Below are 16,517 nucleotides of genomic sequence, written 5' to 3' on the forward strand. Positions count from 1 at the left end.
GAGGAAATTATACGGACACAGCCGGTTGCGCTAAAAAATTGGCTAACAGTTCGAGACCTTGCTCGGTGAGAATTGATTCGGGATGAAATTGCACCCCATAAAGCGGTAAGTCTTGATGGCTCATGGCCATGATTTCTCGGCCGTGAATTGCATCGTCAAACCAAGCATCGAGTACAAAACCTTCAGGCACAGCATCAACCAGTAACGAGTGATAACGTGTCACGGTTAAAGGCTGATTTAATCCCTTAAATAACCGCTGTCCAGTGTGCGTAATTGCACTGACCTTGCCGTGCATCACCCGTTCGGCACGCACGACATTGGCACCAAAAACCTGCGCCATCGCCTGATGTCCCAAACAGACACCTAAGATCGGCATGCACGTGGCAAAATGCTCAATCGCCGCAAGGGAAATTCCCGCCTCATTGGGAGTGCAAGGGCCGGGCGAAATCACCAGATGAGTAGGCGCAAGTGCCTCAATGTCGGCTAGGCTAATTTCATCATTACGCTTAACCACTATCTCTTGCCCTAGCTGCTGAAAATACTGCACTAAGTTAAAGGTGAAAGAGTCGTAATTATCGATCATTAGCAACATACAAGATCCATTGGTCTAAATGGGTAAAGGTAACGCATATCTAACGGATGAATGCGGGCGCAAATGCTATCACACCTTGTACTTAAGGTTTAACCAATTGTGGGGATTAAGATACAGCGACAAAAAAGCCAGTCATTAGACTGGCTTAATTTTTAAACGACTTGGGCATTTCACCACAGTTATTTAACCACAGTTAAATGACTGCGACGCTTAGGAGGCTCATCTGTCGGTTCAAACGCTTTATCTGTTGTTTCAACAACAGATAAAGATGAATCGACTTCATCGTCCATCAGGTAAGCATCTTCGATATCGAAGACAGTGCCAGCACCATTTTCACGTGCATAAATAGCGACAATCGACGCCATTGGCAACATCACCTGCTGAGGAACACCACCAAAACGCGCATTGAACTCCACACACTCATTGCTAATTTGCAAATTGCCCACTGCGCCAGCAGCGATATTCAACACTATCTGGCCATCCTTCACGTATTGCTGCGGTACTTGAGTGCCTTCAACAAAGGCATCAACCACAACGTGAGGAGTCAATTGGTTGTCCATCAACCAATCATAGTAAGCCCTTAGTAAATAAGGACGATTTGGAGTCAAAGGTTTCATTACATACCCATGCGCATTTCGCGTTCGGCTTCAGTTAAAGAAGCTTTAAACGATTCACGCTCAAAAATACGTGTCATATACGCTTTGATATCTTTAGCTACACGGCTATCTAGCTCAATACCTAATACAGGTAAGCGCCACAACAATGGGCCAAGGTAGCAATCCGCTAGACCAAATTCTTCGCTCATGAAGTAAGGCACTTCACCGAAGATAGGCGCAATTGCGATCAGGCTTTCAGTCAACTCCTTACGAGCCGCTTCAACACGATCACCTTTACGGATACGGTCAACGAGCGAATACCAGTCAGTATCGATGCGATGCATCATCAAACGGCTTTGGCCGCGAGACACTGGATAAACTGGCATCAAAGGCGGATGAGGAAAACGCTCATCCAAATATTCCATGATAATGCGTGATTCGTATAAAACGAGTTCACGGTCTACCAAAGTTGGCACTGAGTTATATGGATTTACTTCGAGCAAATCCTCAGGCATTTCGTTAGGGTCGACCTGTAAAACATCAACAGTAACCCCTTTCTCAGCTAACACGATACGTACTTGATGGCTATACAGATCATCAGCACCTGAAAACAGTGTCATGATAGAGCGTTTGTTGGCAGCAACAGCCATTGATACCCTCCAGAATCGAAATAAAACAAAAGTAAACGAGGGGCAAAGCCCCCCGTTTACACTATGCGGATATTACATTTTACCCGTTATTGGTGCCTAGTGTACATCTTTCCAATACTCTTTCTTCAAGAGGTAGGCCACAATAAAGAATATAAATAGGAATCCGAGTACCCACCAGCCCATAGCTTGACGCTCTAGCTTAACAGGTTCAGCCGAATAAACTAAGAAGCCAGTGATATCACGTACTGCTTGGTCGTATTCTTCCGCATTCAATTTACCGCCAGTCACCACAATAGTGCCATCTTCTTGTTTAACTGGTGTGCCTTGTAACTCTTCGAGTACATGTGGCATACCAACAGATGGGAATACTGTGTTATTCACACCAAATGGACGACTTGGATCTTTATAGAAGCCTTTCAGATAGGAATAAACCCAATCTTCACCACGCACGCGAGCAACTAAAGTTAAGTCTGGCGGTGTAGCACCAAACCATTTAGCAGCATCTTTAGGTGGAATAGCGTTTTGCATCAACTCACCAATTTTAGCATCGGTGAACATATACTTATTACGCATATCATCCGCAGAGATACCGATATCGGTCGCTACACGTTCATAACGTTGATACTGAGTGCTGTGGCAACCAGAACAGTAATGTTGGAACAGGTCCACACCACGCTCTAAAGAAGCTTTATCATGCAGATCAACATTGGCATCTTCTAAATGAATTTTATGTCCACTCGCGGCCATAGCCAACGTCGGCAACAAGGTAACTAATGCAATCAATAATTTTTTCATTAGTGTGTCAACCTCGCTGGAACAGGTTTAGTTTTTTCATTCTTGCTGTATACCCACAGCGCCACAAAGAAACCAAAGTAAGTGAAAGTAAACACCTGTGCAACTATCGTCAGCGTCGGCGTGGCAGGCACTACCCCCAAATAACCCAATACTATGAAAGATATAGCAAATTGGGCAATATTCAGCTTATGTAGCGTACTACGGTAGCGAACTGACTTCACTTTACAGCGATCTAACCAAGGCAATACGAACAGTACTGCAATCGACAGACCCATCATTATGACGCCACCCAATTTATCAGGCACAGCACGTAAAATGGCGTAAAAAGGAGTAAAGTACCAAACGGGTGCAATGTGTTCAGGAGTCTTCATCGAGTTAGCCGCTTCAAAGTTTGGCTTTTCAAGGAAGTAACCACCGCCTTCAGGAATAAAGAACAACACATAGCAGAACACGATCAGGAAGCCCGCGACGCCCATGATGTCTTTTACAGTGTAATATGGGTGGAATGGAATACCGTCAACTGGCCAGCCATTTTCGTCTTTGTTCTTCTTGATTTCGATACCGTCAGGGTTGTTAGAACCCACTTCATGCAGCGCAATTAAGTGTAAAAACACGAGTACGACTAATACTAGCGGCAGAGCAATAACGTGCAGCGCAAAGAAACGGTTCAGCGTTGCGCCAGAGATCACGTAGTCACCACGGATCCACAGGGTTAAGTCGTCACCAATAACTGGAATTGCACCGAACAGAGAGATAATTACCTGCGCGCCCCAATATGACATTTGACCCCATGGCAGCAAATAACCCATAAAGGCTTCGGCCATCAACACGAGGAAAATTAACATACCGAACAGCCACAGTAGTTCTCTAGGCTTCTGATATGAACCGTAAATTAAACCACGGAACATGTGCAGATAGATCACAACGAAGAAGGCTGATGCACCCGTTGAGTGCATATAACGCAGCAACCAACCGTATTCAACATCACGCATTATGTATTCAACAGAGGCAAATGCGCCTTCTGCTGTTGGTACATAGTTCATCGTCAACCAGATACCTGTCAGTAATTGGTTAACCAATACCAACATCGCTAGCGAACCGAAAAAATACCAAAAGTTAAAGTTAGTTGGCGTAGCGTACTGGCCCACGTGACGGTTATAAGTCGCCGTCATTGGGATACGCGCATCAATCCAATTAATTAAATTCTTAACCATTACGCCACTCCTTTATCTACACCGATAATCACGGTGCCATCATCAACGTATTGATGTGGAGGGATAACTAAGTTCAATGGAGCAGGTACGCCTTGGAAAACGCGACCAGCCATATCGAACTTAGAGCCATGACATGGACAGAAGAAACCAGAAGTGACACCTTCAACTTGCTCACCAAATGAATCTGGCAAATAAGTAGGTGAACATCCGAGGTGGGTACAAATACCGACAGCAATAAAATACTCTGGCTTGATTGAGCGCAAAGGATTTGTTGCATAATCAGGCTGCTGCATCTCAGCAGAAGCAGGATCTCTTAACTTATCATCATGTGTTGGCAGTTCATTGATCACAGCATCTGTGCGACGGACAACCCATACAGGTTTTCCACGCCACTCAACACGGATCAGCTGACCTGGCTCTACTTTACTGATATTTACTTCGACCGGTGCACCTGCAGCTTTCGCTTTGGCACTCGGATTCCATGACTTGATGAAAGGAACCGCTACAGCGACGGCACCAGCACCACCTACTACGGCGGTTGCGGCTGTCAGGAATCTGCGACGTCCGGTATCGACTGGCGCATTGCTCATCCACTTATCTCCCAGAGGGTGTTGGAATTTTTATATTTCAAAGACTTTCAGCCCTTAGTCATCACTAGGGTCAAAAATCGAAGTTTGAAGCGGGGCTCATTATAGCTAAAAATTAGAAGCAGATCATAGTGAAAACACGCAAGTAAGTTAGGGAGATTGCGTGTTTTTTAAAAAAAGCCTAAAAAAGACCCAACTATTAACCCATTTTAATTCATTTGGATCATATTTTAAGCTTCTTGTCTGTGATATCGGCATAAAGCATGCATCGCTAATATAAATTAGCCCAGACTTTTCAAACTAAGTTAACAATCGCCAGATAAAAAAATAGGCCCTGAGTAACAGGACCTATTAAATCAATACTTTTAATGCATTACTTCTTAGGTGTAGTGCTCTTCATATACTTGAAGAACTCGCTATCAGGCTCTAACACCATAATATCGGACTTGCCTGAGAAGCTGGCTCGATAAGCCTCTAAGCTACGAACAAAACCGAAGAACTCAGCATCTTTGTTGTAAGCATCAGAATATATCTTCGCTGCTAACGCATCCCCTTCACCTCGAATGGTTAAGGCTTTACGTTCAGCTTCGGCAATCTTCACCGTCACATTGGCATCTATCGTTGCACGAATAATTTCAGACTGTTCTTTACCTTGCGCTCTATGCTCTTTTGCCACAGCTTGACGCTCTGCACGCATACGCTGGTAAATACTGTTACTGACGTTAGCCGGTAGATTGATTTGCTTTACACGCACATCAACAACTTCAATACCTAGATCTTTTGCACTTTCTGAGGCATTGGATAACGCATCATTTTGCAGTTCATCACGCTTACCAGAAACAATCTCTCTGATAGTGCGACGACCAAACTCAGTGCGTAAATCGTTGTTGATTTTACGTTGTAATAGCGATTCTGCATTCGACTTAATACCACCGTTTGTAGACAGGTAATATTTTTCGAAATCCATAATGCGCCACTTCACATAGGAATCGACCATAAGGTCTTTCTTCTCTGAAGTCACAAAACGATCAGCTGCACCATCGAGTGTTTGAATACGGGCATCGAGTAATTTTACTTTATCGATCACAGGCACTTTCATGTGCAGGCCTGGGCCGTAGACGCGGGTGACTTGCTTACCGTCAACGTCGTCTTTTAAAATTTCACCGAAACGCGCCACAATAGCGCGCTCGCCTTCATTCACCACCATTAAAGATGACAAACCAATACCTAAGAGCACGGCGATAAGAATAACGCTTAATCTACCCATGGATTACTCCCTCCCTTGGCGAGTACGATCATCGCGGGATGGACGTCCACTCAAAGGCTCATTCGCGCGAGTCGTTGATACAGATGAAGAATTAACATTTTGCTGTGGCTTAGCTTCCAGCTCATTTGTCGCAGGCTTCTGCTGAATTAACTTATCTAGCGGTAGGTACATTAAGTTGCCGTTGTTCTTAGCATCAATCAGCACTTTATTCGTATCTGTCATCACTTGCTGCATTGTATCAAGATACAAACGCTTACGAGTCACTTCAGGCGCAGCTTGATACTCTGGTAATAACAACTCAAAACGAGCCACTTTACCGCGAGCCTCTAAGACTTCACGCTCTTTATAAGCATTCGCTTGTTGCGCCATACGTTCAACTTCACCACGAGCTTTTGGTTCAATTTCACGGGCATAAGCTTCAGCTTCACGAATAAAACGTTGTTCATCTTCTTGGGCAGAAATAGCATCATCGAAGGCGTCTTTCACTTCTTCTGGCGGACGTGCCGGTAAGAAGTTAACGTCAACAACAGCAAGACCCAATTTGTACGGTTCAAGAATGCGCTCTAACTCTTTCCACGTATCGCGACGAATAGCATCACGGCCCGTAGTCAGAATATCATCCATCTTGTTATGTCCAATGACATAACGCAGTGCACTGTCAGTCGCTTCACGCAAACTGGCGTTCGCATCGACGGCACTAAATAGATATGAGTAAGCATCTAAAATACGATACTGAACATCAAGCTCAACTTTCACGACGTTTTCATCGGATGTCAGCATGCTACCAGACGCAGGAATAGAGCGAACCGATTGAATGTCGACGGGATAAATTTGGTCGATAAATGTGGCTTTCCAATGAAGTCCAGGGCCAATTTCGCCAGCGTGTTTACCAAATCGCAGTGCCACACCACGCTCAGCTTCTTTAATTGTATAAAAACCCGAAAGTCCCCAAACAACTACAGCAACAGCAAGAATGATGATTAGGCTAAACGAACTAAAAGACTGGCCTGAGCCATTTCCTTTGCCGCCAAAGCGCTTTGAAAGATTACGAAAAACCTCGTCAAGGTCCGGTGGTCCTTTGTCGTTACCACCTTTATTTCCCCAAGGATCATTACCCTTGTTACCGGGCTCGTTCCAAGCCATTTAGCACTCCATAAGTGGATGAAATAAATTAGATTATTAACAAACAGCTTCATCTATCGAATCTTCGAAGATGAAGGTTTCTAACTCACCCTGACTCTGTTTTGTTAATCGGCGCCAATCGGCGTCCGATAAACGAACAGACAAAATACAGTTCCCCAGATCGTCGTACTCTTTCTGCTGTATCGCATCCAGTCGATAAAACTGGCCAAGATAATGTCCAGCAGTTGCCGGAATTCTAAGTGTTAGCTCTTTAATCACCTCACCAATAAGCTCAGTGATGGCTTTCAATAGCAAATCAAATCCTAAACGCTTCTGTGCTGAAACCCAAACTCGAACGGGTTTACCTATGTCGTTATATTCAATTCTTGGCGTCACATCTTCGAGTAAATCGATTTTGTTACAGACCACGAGTTGCATGACTTCATCAGCTTGGATGTCTTTCAGTACAGATTGAACCTGATCAAAATTATCCGCCATGTTTTCATCTGCACAATCAACTATGTGTAGTAATAACTCAGCTTGCCTTGTCTCTTGTAAGGTTGCCTTAAATGCAGCAACGAGATCATGGGGCAAATGACGAATAAACCCTACAGTATCCGCTAATATCACGGCACCATCAGGTAAATCTAACTTTCTTAGCGTAGGATCGAGTGTGGCAAATAGCTGATCTGCAGCATAAACATCAGATGATGTTAGGGCATTAAACAGCGTTGATTTACCCGCGTTTGTGTAGCCGACTAATGAAACTGTCGATAAATCACTACGCTTACGTGCACGTCGACTCTGTTCACGTTGCTTATCAACTCGCTCTAAGCGTTTGTTGATATTTTTAATCCGTCCTCTGAGCAAACGTCTATCGGTTTCGAGCTGGGTTTCCCCTGGACCACGTAAACCAATACCGCCCTTTTGCCTTTCAAGATGCGTCCAACCACGGATCAGGCGAGTCGACATATGGCGCAATTGCGCTAGCTCCACCTGTAACTTACCTTCGTGAGTTCGCGCTCTTTGGGCAAAAATATCGAGAATAAGTGTCGTACGGTCGAGCACTCGACACTGACACACTTGCTCAAGATTACGCTCTTGGGCTGGACTCAATGCATGATTAAAAATCACTACATTGGCTTCAGTCGCCGCCACTAATGCAGCTAACTCTTCGGCTTTACCAGAACCCACAAAAAATTTGCGATCCGGTGAACGTCGACTTCCAGTAATCACCCCGACTGATCTTGCCCCAGCTGATTCTACTAATAGCTGCAGCTCGACTAAATCTTCTCGGCGTTCCTCATCGGAAAAGTCGATATGGACAAGAACCGCAGTTTCTCCCGCCTCATAACGATCAAACAAGAAGCAAACTCCTCAGATAATACTTATTCGCCACTAGGCGCATCATCTTGAGCACCATATCCGCCTTGGGCATTTTGGTGACCAGTAACGTTGAATGGGCGTGCTGGCACGACAGTAGAAATAGCGTGTTTATAAACCATTTGGCTCACTGTATTTTTCAACAGAATGACAAATTGATCAAACGACTCTACCTGTCCTTGGAGTTTAATGCCGTTAACCAAGTAAATTGATACAGGAACGCGCTCGCGACGCAATGCGTTCAAAAATGGGTCTTGTAAAGATTGCCCCTTAGCCATTTTATTATTTCCTTTTTTAATTTATATAAAATAAATCGATATCAGTGATAGTTTTTTGTTTAGTTTTAGTATTATACAGCAAGGGCTAATAAGCTAGCGGCATTGACGCATAAGTATAACTAAATTCCCCTCAGCACCACTTTCAAGCCAATTCAACTCTGGCCAACTCCGCAACCATGTTAATTGACGCTTAGCCAATTGCCTAGTAGCAGCAACCGCTTTTTCGACCATAGTATCATAGTCAAACTCACCATCTAGGTATTGCCAGCACTGTCGATAACCGACACAACGCATTGAAGGCAAGTCTAAATGCAAGTCTCCGCGGGCTTTTAGCTCTGTGACTTCCTCAATAAAGCCCTGTTTGAGCATAATCGCAAAACGTTGCGCTATTAAGTCATGTAACACTTTGCGCTCGCGCGGTGCAATAGCAAACTGCACTACGTCATAAGGCAAGGGAGCTGACTTGGTCTGAGTCAACTCAGTCATGCTCTTGCCGCTTATTCTATAGACTTCCAGCGCTCTTGAAAGTCTTTGTGGATCATTAGGATGAATTCTTTCTGCCGACACGGGATCTATCCCCCTTAATTGGTCATGCAGTGCTTCCCATCCCTTTTCATCCGCCTCCGCTTGGATCTCGGCCCTAATGGCCTCGTCCGCACTCGGCAAAGGTGACAAACCGTCGAGTAACGCTTTGAAATACATCATGGTTCCGCCAACTAATACTGGCGTTTTCCCCATACTGACAATCTCTTCTATCTGGGCTATTGCATCGGCTCTAAAGTCTGCTGCCGAATAGCTTTCACTGGGATCTCGAATATCAATTAATCTGTGCGGCCCGCGAGCAAGTTCGTCTGTTGAAGGTTTGGCACTGCCAATGTCCATACCACGATAAATTAATGCCGAATCGACCGAAATAATTTCACAGTTATGCTTTTCGGCCAATTCTAATGCTAAAGCTGTCTTACCTGAGGCCGTTGGCCCCATCAAAAATAACACTTTAGGCTGTAATTCTTTATTCACTTGCTTGCTCTTCTAGCCACGATTGCCAAGGTAAGAATATCGCTTTGTTGGCAATAAGCTGTTTTTTCTCTTCAGCTAACTGCGAAAATGCTGCCCAGACTTCTGGTGCCGAAACGAATCCCGTTAAACTGTGTTTTGCCAACCAAAACGCCAATGCGCTCGGCGCAGGTGTTTCAAAACGTAGCGATTGTAGCCACTCAGGGATCACTTTAGCTAACTGGCTCTCTCTGATATATGGGGGCACTTTTTTAATAATCAACTGCTGGTAATGAATTGTTAGTTCTAAACCTAATTGGCGGATCAGCGTGTCGTGTTCATCGAGCACAGCCTGCCAATCCGCATCAGCCGCGACAGACACTGGCATCAATAAAGGCTGACCAATTAACCCAGTCGCTAGTTTAGCTTCAATCTCTTGGCATCGCGTCGCCAATGCTACTGATTTTATTGATAATAGACTGAGTTTATCTTCCGACGTCATCACCCAATATTGCCCATCTAATATCGATGGCATAGGTAACACAGACTGATAATCTTGATCTTTTACACTGTAAGAAGGGGTTTGCAGTAAAGCACCATAACTTGCTATTGCCGCCTTTGATGGTAATTCAGTACGTTGTCGAGATTCACCTACAGAATAACTGCCACGGCTGCTGTCTCTTGGCATTGTCATGCTGCCAAAAGCATTGGTTTGAGTGCCAAAACTGGCGCCTTCTCGTCCTGCGCCTACAGACTTTACTTGAACTGCTGGGGCTACTGAATCTTGAGCAGACTCAAGTGTATCAGTTTGCGCATTAACTAGAGCTGAGTCAGCGCCAAGTGCAAAAGGGGCAGCTATTCCAGCTGCGCTTGTTGGAGCATCCACAAACACATCTTCAACCTCACCCAAAGAGCTAGAGTCAACGAAGTTGAGCTCTCCTGCTTCTTCCAGCGCCGATTGCAATGCTTGCAGAATATAATCATGCACATAGCGACTCTGATGGAATCGCACTTCATGCTTAGCAGGATGCACGTTAACATCCACTTGATGGGGATCGATATCCAACATCAGCACGTAGCCGGGTTGTTCAATTTCTGCTTTTTGAGCAAAGGCTTGACGCACTGCATGATTGACCAAGCGATCACGGATAAGGCGTCCATTGACATAAAAGTAATGGGTATCGCTGATAACCGGTGACCAAGGTGACTGCAAATAACCACTGAGACGCAAGTCATCGTGTTGACATTCAATCTTAAGCGCTTGCTCGGCAAATGGACGGCCACACACTTGCGTCAAACGCTGTAAATACTGGGCTTCATTCATGGCGGGACGATAATTACGTACTGTCTTGCCGTTATGCATCAGCGTGAAATGGATATCGCCGCGCACTAATGCAATGCGCTTTAACCATTCATCGATATGGGTAAATTCGGTTTTGTCACTCTTTAAAAAGCGTCTGCGAGCCGGTGTATTAAAGAATAAATCCACCACTTCAATCGTCGAACCTACTGGATGCGCGGCGGGCATCACTTTAACTGCCATGTCGGCACCTTCAGCATGGGCTTGCCATGCTTCGGTTTGCTCAGCCGTGCGTGAAGTTAAAGTTAAACGTGAAACTGAGCTGATACTGGCTAGCGCTTCACCACGGAAACCAAAACTAAGGATCGCTTCAAGATCATCTAAAGTGTGCAGCTTTGAGGTCGCGTGGCGCGATAAGGCTAGCGCGAGTTCATCTTTAGGTATGCCAGAGCCGTTATCGCGAATTTTAATCAGCTTGCTGCCGCCTTTGTCGATTTCAATATCGACTCGGCTCGCTCCTGCGTCGAGGCAATTCTCGACCAATTCTTTGACTACGGAAGCGGGTCTCTCAACCACTTCCCCCGCCGCAATTTGGTTGGCTAATTGCGGAGGCAGGATCTGAATGCCCATCATGCTTTCCTATTTAACTCTGGGGTATGACTAGCGTTTGCCCTAACTGCACCACATCGGACTTCATTCCATTCGCTTGTTTGATGCTGGACATTGGCACACTGTAACGTTGCGCGATTGCAGATAAAGATTCTCCGCGACGGACCTTATGTTTAACCTTTGTCGATACCGCATCGCCAACATAGGCTGTAGGTGTTCTTTCAGTTGGCGTTCTTTCTGCTGATGCTTTTGCTGTGGTTTTGGCCAGCTTAGCACTGCTAGAGCTTCCTCCCCTTCTTTGGGCAAGCAAAGTATCCGCTGGCGGATTGTTGTGATAGTAACGGCTCACCCCCTTATAAATAGCATTGGCAATGCTCTCTTGATGGCGACTACTCGACAGTAAACGCTCTTCTTTAGGGTTTGAAATAAAGCCCGTTTCAACCAAGATTGAAGGAATATCCGGTGACTTCAGCACGGCTAAACTCGCGGACTCAGGGCGACTTTTATGCAATTGAGTCACGCCACCTAAATCTTTTAAAATATCCCCCGCTACAGAATGGCCAATTGCCATCGAACTGTTCATTGACATATCGAGCAGCGTCATGGCCAAATACTGTTCATTATCAGTATTTTGGATAATCTCACCCGCGCCGCCCAGCAGCTCAGAGTGTTTCTCTTTTTGCTCTAACCAACGACCAATTTCACTATTAGCACGACGCATTGATAGCACCCATACGGAGGCGCCACGTGGATTGGGCGAGGTAAAGGCATCCGCATGGATAGAAATCAGCAGATCTGCCTTACTGTTGCGCGCCAGTTCAGAGCGTTTATTTAAATTCACAAAATAATCACCAGTACGGATCATCACAGCACGCATGCCTGGCGTGTCATTGATCTTGCTGGAAACACGTCTGGCGATTTCTAGGGCGACCTTTTTTTCATAAACACCAGAAGGACCAATGGAGCCAGGATCGTCGCCACCATGACCCGCATCAATAGCAATGACAATATCGCGGGATGATTGCGCCGCTTGGGTGACAGTTTTAACGGGTGTAGATGACACGATAGCCGTTGCAGTAGTTAACGTTTTATCTTCTAAATCAACCACTAGACGATTGCCATAGGGCGCAGTAACAGGCAAAGAAAACAAGCTTGCATTCAATGGTTTTACGAGATCGATCACTAAACGCAAATCACCTTTAGTCGGTGACTTACTGACCCGCACGCCCTTAACCAACTTACTGTTGTTTTCAAGATTTTTAAGCACAACTTTAGCAGTGGTCTTTTTTAAATCCACCACTAAACGATTAGGGCCATCTAAAGAGAAATAGGTGTAATCAGGCACTCCACTCAAGTCAAACACGATTCGAGTTGACTCAGGCGCGGCCCAAATACGTACGCTTTCTAACTGATTAGCAGCATGGGCCGCCACAGAAAAAAAAGAACATAAAGAAAGAATAATAATTTGAAAATACGGGTTATTTTTTATCATTTTAGTTTTTATTTTATCGCTTTTAATAACTTTTCACCTGGCTCAGACAAGGCCTCTATGCGTATTTCTCGCCCACTATTTTGATAACTTAAATGCATATGGACATCGGCAGCGGGCAGTAAACCCTCTCCCTTATCTGGCCATTCAACAATGCACAGACTTTTATCCGTAAAGTAATCACGGATCCCCATAAACTCGAGTTCTTCTGGATCGTTTAAACGATACAAATCAAAATGATAAACTTCGACACCTTCTAACTCATAAGGTTCAACTAAAGTGTAAGTCGGGCTTTTAACGGCACCTTTATGGCCCAATCCCTGAATTAAGCCACGACTCAGCGTCGTTTTACCGGCTCCTAAATCACCCGTAAGATACAGAGTCAAAGGCGCTTGGACATGGCGGGCTAATTTTTGCCCAACCGCAATAGTGTCGTCTTCGTTGTCTAAGAAAAAAGTTAACTCTGTCATATCCGCTTATATCACTGCTATTATTGATGGAGAAGCGACTCAATCCTAAAAAGGCACAGGGCACATAACAAAGTCCAGCCCCGCTTGAGTCTCACATTCCGCCTAGAGTAAATCACTATTCACTAATTGGCGAATAAAAGGCATTAAATCGCTCGCTAACATGCCACGTTCTCCCTGTATTGCCGCAAGATCGGCAGCGCAACCATGTACGACTACGCCAAGCACAGTTGCCTGCATATTATCCATTCCCTGAGCCATGAGCGCGCCTATAATACCAGATAACACATCGCCACACCCACCACTGGCAAGCCCAGGGTTACCGACTGGTGCCACTACCATTTGCTGACCATCAAAAATGACCGTTCCTGCGCCCTTTAGTAATACAACACCGCCGTACTTTTGCTGTATAGCGCGAACAGCGGCAAATCTGTCCTGTTCAATATCGACCACGGTACAACCAAGTAAACGCGCCGCCTCACCCGGATGTGGTGTTAATACCCAATTCGTTTGGCGCCTTGGTTCGTTACTGAGCAGATTCAATGCATCGGCATCTAAAACACAAGGCTTATCGCTCAAGCCCACGGCTTTAAACAAATTATACCCCCAGTCATGCTTACCTAAACCAGGGCCAAGCACGATAACCTGCGCCCAACCAAGGCGCAGATACACTTCCATATCGACTAAATCACAACCCCAAAACATCAGTTCAGGACGGGAGACATTCACCGTCAGTTGATGCTCAGGTCGACTGATCACAGTGACTAATCCCGCGCCTGCACGTAGGCAAGCCTCACTTGCCAGTCTCACAGCCCCAGCCATGCCTATATCACCGCCGATGACAGTGACTTTTCCCGATTGGCCTTTATGGCTATCCCGTGCTCGGGCGGCAAAATAGTCCTTAAGAGTCTCTCTTCCAACTCTTTGTGCGCTCGCTTCAGCAAAGAAAGGCGTTAATCCTAAATCTGCAAATTCAAGCTCGCCGCTGTAATGCCGCGCCTTACCCGTTAACACACCTTGCTTTACACCACCAAAACATAAGGTGATATCCGCCATCACAGCAACACCTACTACGGCGCCTGTATCAGCAATGACTCCAGAGGGAAAATCAAGACTCAATACCCAAGCCGAATTGTCATTGATGGCACGGATATATTTAGCCATATCGTCGCGTACAGCATCACGTACCCCAGTACCTAACAGACCATCGACTATGATTTTCGCTGCGAGAATAGGTTCAACCGCTAACGGCAGTAATTTTCCACCTTCAGCAAGATAATGGGTCAATGCTTGCTGACACTCAGGCGTGCCTGCCGCTGACGTCATCATCACAGAAACGTCCATACCACTGGCACGGGCTAGACGGGCGCACACTAAAGCATCGGCACCATTGTTACCGCTGCCAGCAAGAATTAACACAGGTAAGACTTTGGAGCTATGTTTCGCTAAACACTCAAAAGCCGCCGCGCCAGCACGCTCGACCAATTCATAGAGACTAGATACTCCCTGAGACACTGCACTCAGTTCAGCTTCGCGAACTTGTGTTTGGGTGTATAGAGCTTTGGGAAATTGCGATAGATCTTGTGCCATGAAGGATCTCCTTAGACACCAATGACTCCATTTCACAATGAGTAATCTCACCATAGAAGTCTTGGCAGAATTGAGCAAGGCCAATAAAAATCAGCCAATAGATCAAGAAAGTAGCAAAAAAAGCAGCGAGAAATTATGACGTAAATCAGTTCAGGCGCAGAAACCCGCCCAAATGGAGCAAAGTAGAGTAAAAGTTGCCGATACAAAGTCGACATAAAAACCAAAGCCAGCGCTGGGCTGGCTTTGAGAATCAAGAAGAAATGACGGTTTAGATATCGTCCATCCGAATCGTACTATGGACTAGACGTTGCTGCTGAGTTTTCTCTACTCGGATCAAATTGGCTAACGCATTGCGCGCATCTTCCGCCGTGGTTGAGTTAACTGTTTTTTCTAACAAACCAATCAGACGATTCTCTAGGTCTAAATGTAAGTTGAGCACATCATCTTCATTCATGTTTGCGGGCAACATAGTATCTTGGCAACGCTTAGTAAAGTCTTCAAAAGTGAAGTCTTTATACCAAGTATCAAGAATACGATGTGGTGCTTCATCCATATAATCACGCAGTTTTTCTGCCATGGTTTTTTGGTGTGATTCAAAATACTCCAACATCATTTTCACACGAGCCGAGTCAGCTTGATTGTTGAGTCGGCCATAGAGTTGCGCCATATCTAAGCGGCAATTTGCCACATACTCGAGTAGATCACGTAATTGTTGAATACGCATATAATGCACTCCATTGTCAGGCCAACTACTTGGCGCTATTAATTTTGTCTAATTCCATTATGTGAGTAAAAGCGTTACGAATATTTGAACAAGGTCATAATTTAACTTTCACGCAGCTATCTAATTTAGGAAAACTTAAAGAAACACGCTATAGATCACGCATCTAAATCCTATCACACTGTTTTGTATAAAAGAGAAAAGCCAAAAGAGATCTCAACACACTTAGCCCAAAGGGTATTCGTAAGTATCTAGTTGCAGATGGTAAATTTGAGATAGAGGGCTTGAAGTAGATAGCAGTGAATCAAGACAAATATAGATGAGCCAATTGAGGGAATGACACGAAAAAGTCGCTGTTGGGGAGTTTAACGGAAGTACTGCGAAATGATTTTATCGGAAGTGGTCGAGCAATAATCTATGCCTTAGTTAACGGCTTAAGCATTGTAAGTGATAGCAATATGAGCAACACGATTGAAATGATATTAGCTAAAGTAATTTTTGGGGGATTTATTGAAATTGGAGCGACATGATTTTGATCAAGAGCAGTTCGAACAGATGACCTATACCTTGAAAAAGAAAGGTACCGCCATATCAAGTCCGCAACTGAGCTAATGTCAATTGAGTAATGTGATAGTGGAATATTTAGGAAATTGGAGCGACATGATTTTGATCAAGAGCGGTTCGAACCGATGACCTATACCTTGAAAAATAAAGGTATCGCCATATCAAAAATCACAACTGAGCTAATGTCAATTGAGTAATGTGATAGTGGAATATTTAGGAAATTGGAGCGACATATCGGGTTCGAACCGATGACCTATACCTTGGCAAGGTATCGCTCTACCAACTGAGCTAATGTCG

At 44.9% G+C, this 16,517-nt stretch carries 16 protein-coding genes; all 16 read right to left on the bottom strand.

Annotation, left to right across the window (positions count from 1 at the left end; translation table 11 throughout):
- Positions 1-7: 7 nt before the first annotated feature.
- A complete protein-coding gene (locus HGO26_RS21055) occupies positions 8-592 on the bottom strand; it encodes an anthranilate synthase component II (RefSeq protein ID WP_168827680.1) in 585 nt (194 codons plus the stop codon).
- Between the two features lie 179 nt (positions 593-771).
- On the bottom strand, positions 772-1,209 hold the full coding sequence (locus tag HGO26_RS21060) for a ClpXP protease specificity-enhancing factor (RefSeq protein ID WP_105250272.1): 438 nt from the start codon (positions 1,207-1,209) through the stop codon (positions 772-774).
- Complete coding sequence (sspA, locus tag HGO26_RS21065) at positions 1,209-1,838, bottom strand: stringent starvation protein SspA (protein ID WP_006080065.1); 630 nt, start codon at positions 1,836-1,838, stop codon at positions 1,209-1,211. Before sspA ends, HGO26_RS21060 begins: the two co-directional genes overlap by 1 nt.
- A gap of 96 nt (positions 1,839-1,934) precedes the next feature.
- Positions 1,935-2,633, bottom strand: coding sequence for a cytochrome c1 (locus HGO26_RS21070; RefSeq protein ID WP_105250273.1), 699 nt, complete (start codon positions 2,631-2,633; stop codon positions 1,935-1,937).
- The gene (locus tag HGO26_RS21075; protein ID WP_105250274.1) at positions 2,633-3,847 is read right to left on the bottom strand and encodes a cytochrome b; all 1,215 of its coding nucleotides are present in this window, start codon (positions 3,845-3,847) and stop codon (positions 2,633-2,635) included. Before HGO26_RS21075 ends, HGO26_RS21070 begins: the two co-directional genes overlap by 1 nt.
- Positions 3,847-4,437, bottom strand: coding sequence for a ubiquinol-cytochrome c reductase iron-sulfur subunit (gene petA, locus HGO26_RS21080; RefSeq protein WP_006080059.1), 591 nt, complete (start codon positions 4,435-4,437; stop codon positions 3,847-3,849). The genes HGO26_RS21075 and petA overlap by 1 nt, the downstream gene beginning before the upstream one ends.
- A gap of 370 nt (positions 4,438-4,807) precedes the next feature.
- Positions 4,808-5,701: a protease modulator HflC gene (gene hflC / locus HGO26_RS21085; protein WP_168827683.1), complete on the bottom strand. Its 894-nt coding sequence runs from the start codon at positions 5,699-5,701 to the stop codon at positions 4,808-4,810.
- Between the two features lie 3 nt (positions 5,702-5,704).
- Complete coding sequence (gene hflK / locus HGO26_RS21090; protein ID WP_028761770.1) at positions 5,705-6,844, bottom strand: FtsH protease activity modulator HflK; 1,140 nt, start codon at positions 6,842-6,844, stop codon at positions 5,705-5,707.
- Positions 6,845-6,880: 36 nt separating this feature from the next.
- Positions 6,881-8,188, bottom strand: a complete 1,308-nt coding sequence (hflX, locus tag HGO26_RS21095) for a ribosome rescue GTPase HflX (protein WP_028761769.1) — start codon at positions 8,186-8,188, stop codon at positions 6,881-6,883.
- Between the two features lie 23 nt (positions 8,189-8,211).
- Positions 8,212-8,484: an RNA chaperone Hfq gene (gene hfq / locus HGO26_RS21100; protein WP_006084207.1), complete on the bottom strand. Its 273-nt coding sequence runs from the start codon at positions 8,482-8,484 to the stop codon at positions 8,212-8,214.
- Positions 8,485-8,577: 93 nt separating this feature from the next.
- Positions 8,578-9,504 (bottom strand): tRNA (adenosine(37)-N6)-dimethylallyltransferase MiaA, encoded by a 927-nt coding sequence (gene miaA, locus HGO26_RS21105; RefSeq protein ID WP_168827685.1) that lies wholly within the window; start codon positions 9,502-9,504, stop codon positions 8,578-8,580.
- Positions 9,497-11,410 carry a DNA mismatch repair endonuclease MutL gene (mutL, locus tag HGO26_RS21110; protein ID WP_168827687.1) on the bottom strand — a complete coding sequence of 638 codons (1,914 nt, stop codon included), beginning with the start codon at positions 11,408-11,410 and terminating at the stop codon, positions 9,497-9,499. Before mutL ends, miaA begins: the two co-directional genes overlap by 8 nt.
- A gap of 13 nt (positions 11,411-11,423) precedes the next feature.
- Positions 11,424-12,881 (bottom strand): N-acetylmuramoyl-L-alanine amidase, encoded by a 1,458-nt coding sequence (locus tag HGO26_RS21115; protein ID WP_168827688.1) that lies wholly within the window; start codon positions 12,879-12,881, stop codon positions 11,424-11,426.
- A gap of 8 nt (positions 12,882-12,889) precedes the next feature.
- Positions 12,890-13,348 carry a tRNA (adenosine(37)-N6)-threonylcarbamoyltransferase complex ATPase subunit type 1 TsaE gene (tsaE, locus tag HGO26_RS21120; RefSeq protein WP_028761764.1) on the bottom strand — a complete coding sequence of 153 codons (459 nt, stop codon included), beginning with the start codon at positions 13,346-13,348 and terminating at the stop codon, positions 12,890-12,892.
- 102 nt (positions 13,349-13,450) lie between these two features.
- A complete protein-coding gene (locus tag HGO26_RS21125) occupies positions 13,451-14,935 on the bottom strand; it encodes an NAD(P)H-hydrate dehydratase (RefSeq protein ID WP_168827690.1) in 1,485 nt (494 codons plus the stop codon).
- A gap of 268 nt (positions 14,936-15,203) precedes the next feature.
- On the bottom strand, positions 15,204-15,659 hold the full coding sequence (locus HGO26_RS21130; RefSeq protein ID WP_028761762.1) for a hypothetical protein: 456 nt from the start codon (positions 15,657-15,659) through the stop codon (positions 15,204-15,206).
- Between the last annotated feature and the right edge of the window lie 858 nt (positions 15,660-16,517).

This window comes from Shewanella oncorhynchi (assembly GCF_012584455.1).
In the GTDB taxonomy this organism is placed as follows: Bacteria; Pseudomonadota; Gammaproteobacteria; order Enterobacterales; family Shewanellaceae; genus Shewanella; species Shewanella oncorhynchi.

What these genes read in the sequence shown, in the direction of transcription:
- HGO26_RS21055 (WP_168827680.1), bottom strand. Translation starts at nt 592, where the DNA reads ATGTTGCTAATGATCGATAATTACGACTCTTTCACCTTTAACTTAGTG.
- HGO26_RS21060 (WP_105250272.1), bottom strand. Translation starts at nt 1,209, where the DNA reads ATGAAACCTTTGACTCCAAATCGTCCTTATTTACTAAGGGCTTACTAT.
- sspA (WP_006080065.1), bottom strand. Translation starts at nt 1,838, where the DNA reads ATGGCTGTTGCTGCCAACAAACGCTCTATCATGACACTGTTTTCAGGT.
- HGO26_RS21070 (WP_105250273.1), bottom strand. Translation starts at nt 2,633, where the DNA reads ATGAAAAAATTATTGATTGCATTAGTTACCTTGTTGCCGACGTTGGCT.
- HGO26_RS21075 (WP_105250274.1), bottom strand. Translation starts at nt 3,847, where the DNA reads ATGGTTAAGAATTTAATTAATTGGATTGATGCGCGTATCCCAATGACG.
- petA (WP_006080059.1), bottom strand. Translation starts at nt 4,437, where the DNA reads ATGAGCAATGCGCCAGTCGATACCGGACGTCGCAGATTCCTGACAGCC.
- hflC (WP_168827683.1), bottom strand. Translation starts at nt 5,701, where the DNA reads ATGGGTAGATTAAGCGTTATTCTTATCGCCGTGCTCTTAGGTATTGGT.
- hflK (WP_028761770.1), bottom strand. Translation starts at nt 6,844, where the DNA reads ATGGCTTGGAACGAGCCCGGTAACAAGGGTAATGATCCTTGGGGAAAT.
- hfq (WP_006084207.1), bottom strand. Translation starts at nt 8,484, where the DNA reads ATGGCTAAGGGGCAATCTTTACAAGACCCATTTTTGAACGCATTGCGT.
- mutL (WP_168827687.1), bottom strand. Translation starts at nt 11,410, where the DNA reads ATGGGCATTCAGATCCTGCCTCCGCAATTAGCCAACCAAATTGCGGCG.
- HGO26_RS21115 (WP_168827688.1), bottom strand. Translation starts at nt 12,881, where the DNA reads ATGATAAAAAATAACCCGTATTTTCAAATTATTATTCTTTCTTTATGT.
- tsaE (WP_028761764.1), bottom strand. Translation starts at nt 13,348, where the DNA reads ATGACAGAGTTAACTTTTTTCTTAGACAACGAAGACGACACTATTGCG.
- HGO26_RS21125 (WP_168827690.1), bottom strand. Translation starts at nt 14,935, where the DNA reads ATGGCACAAGATCTATCGCAATTTCCCAAAGCTCTATACACCCAAACA.
- HGO26_RS21130 (WP_028761762.1), bottom strand. Translation starts at nt 15,659, where the DNA reads ATGCGTATTCAACAATTACGTGATCTACTCGAGTATGTGGCAAATTGC.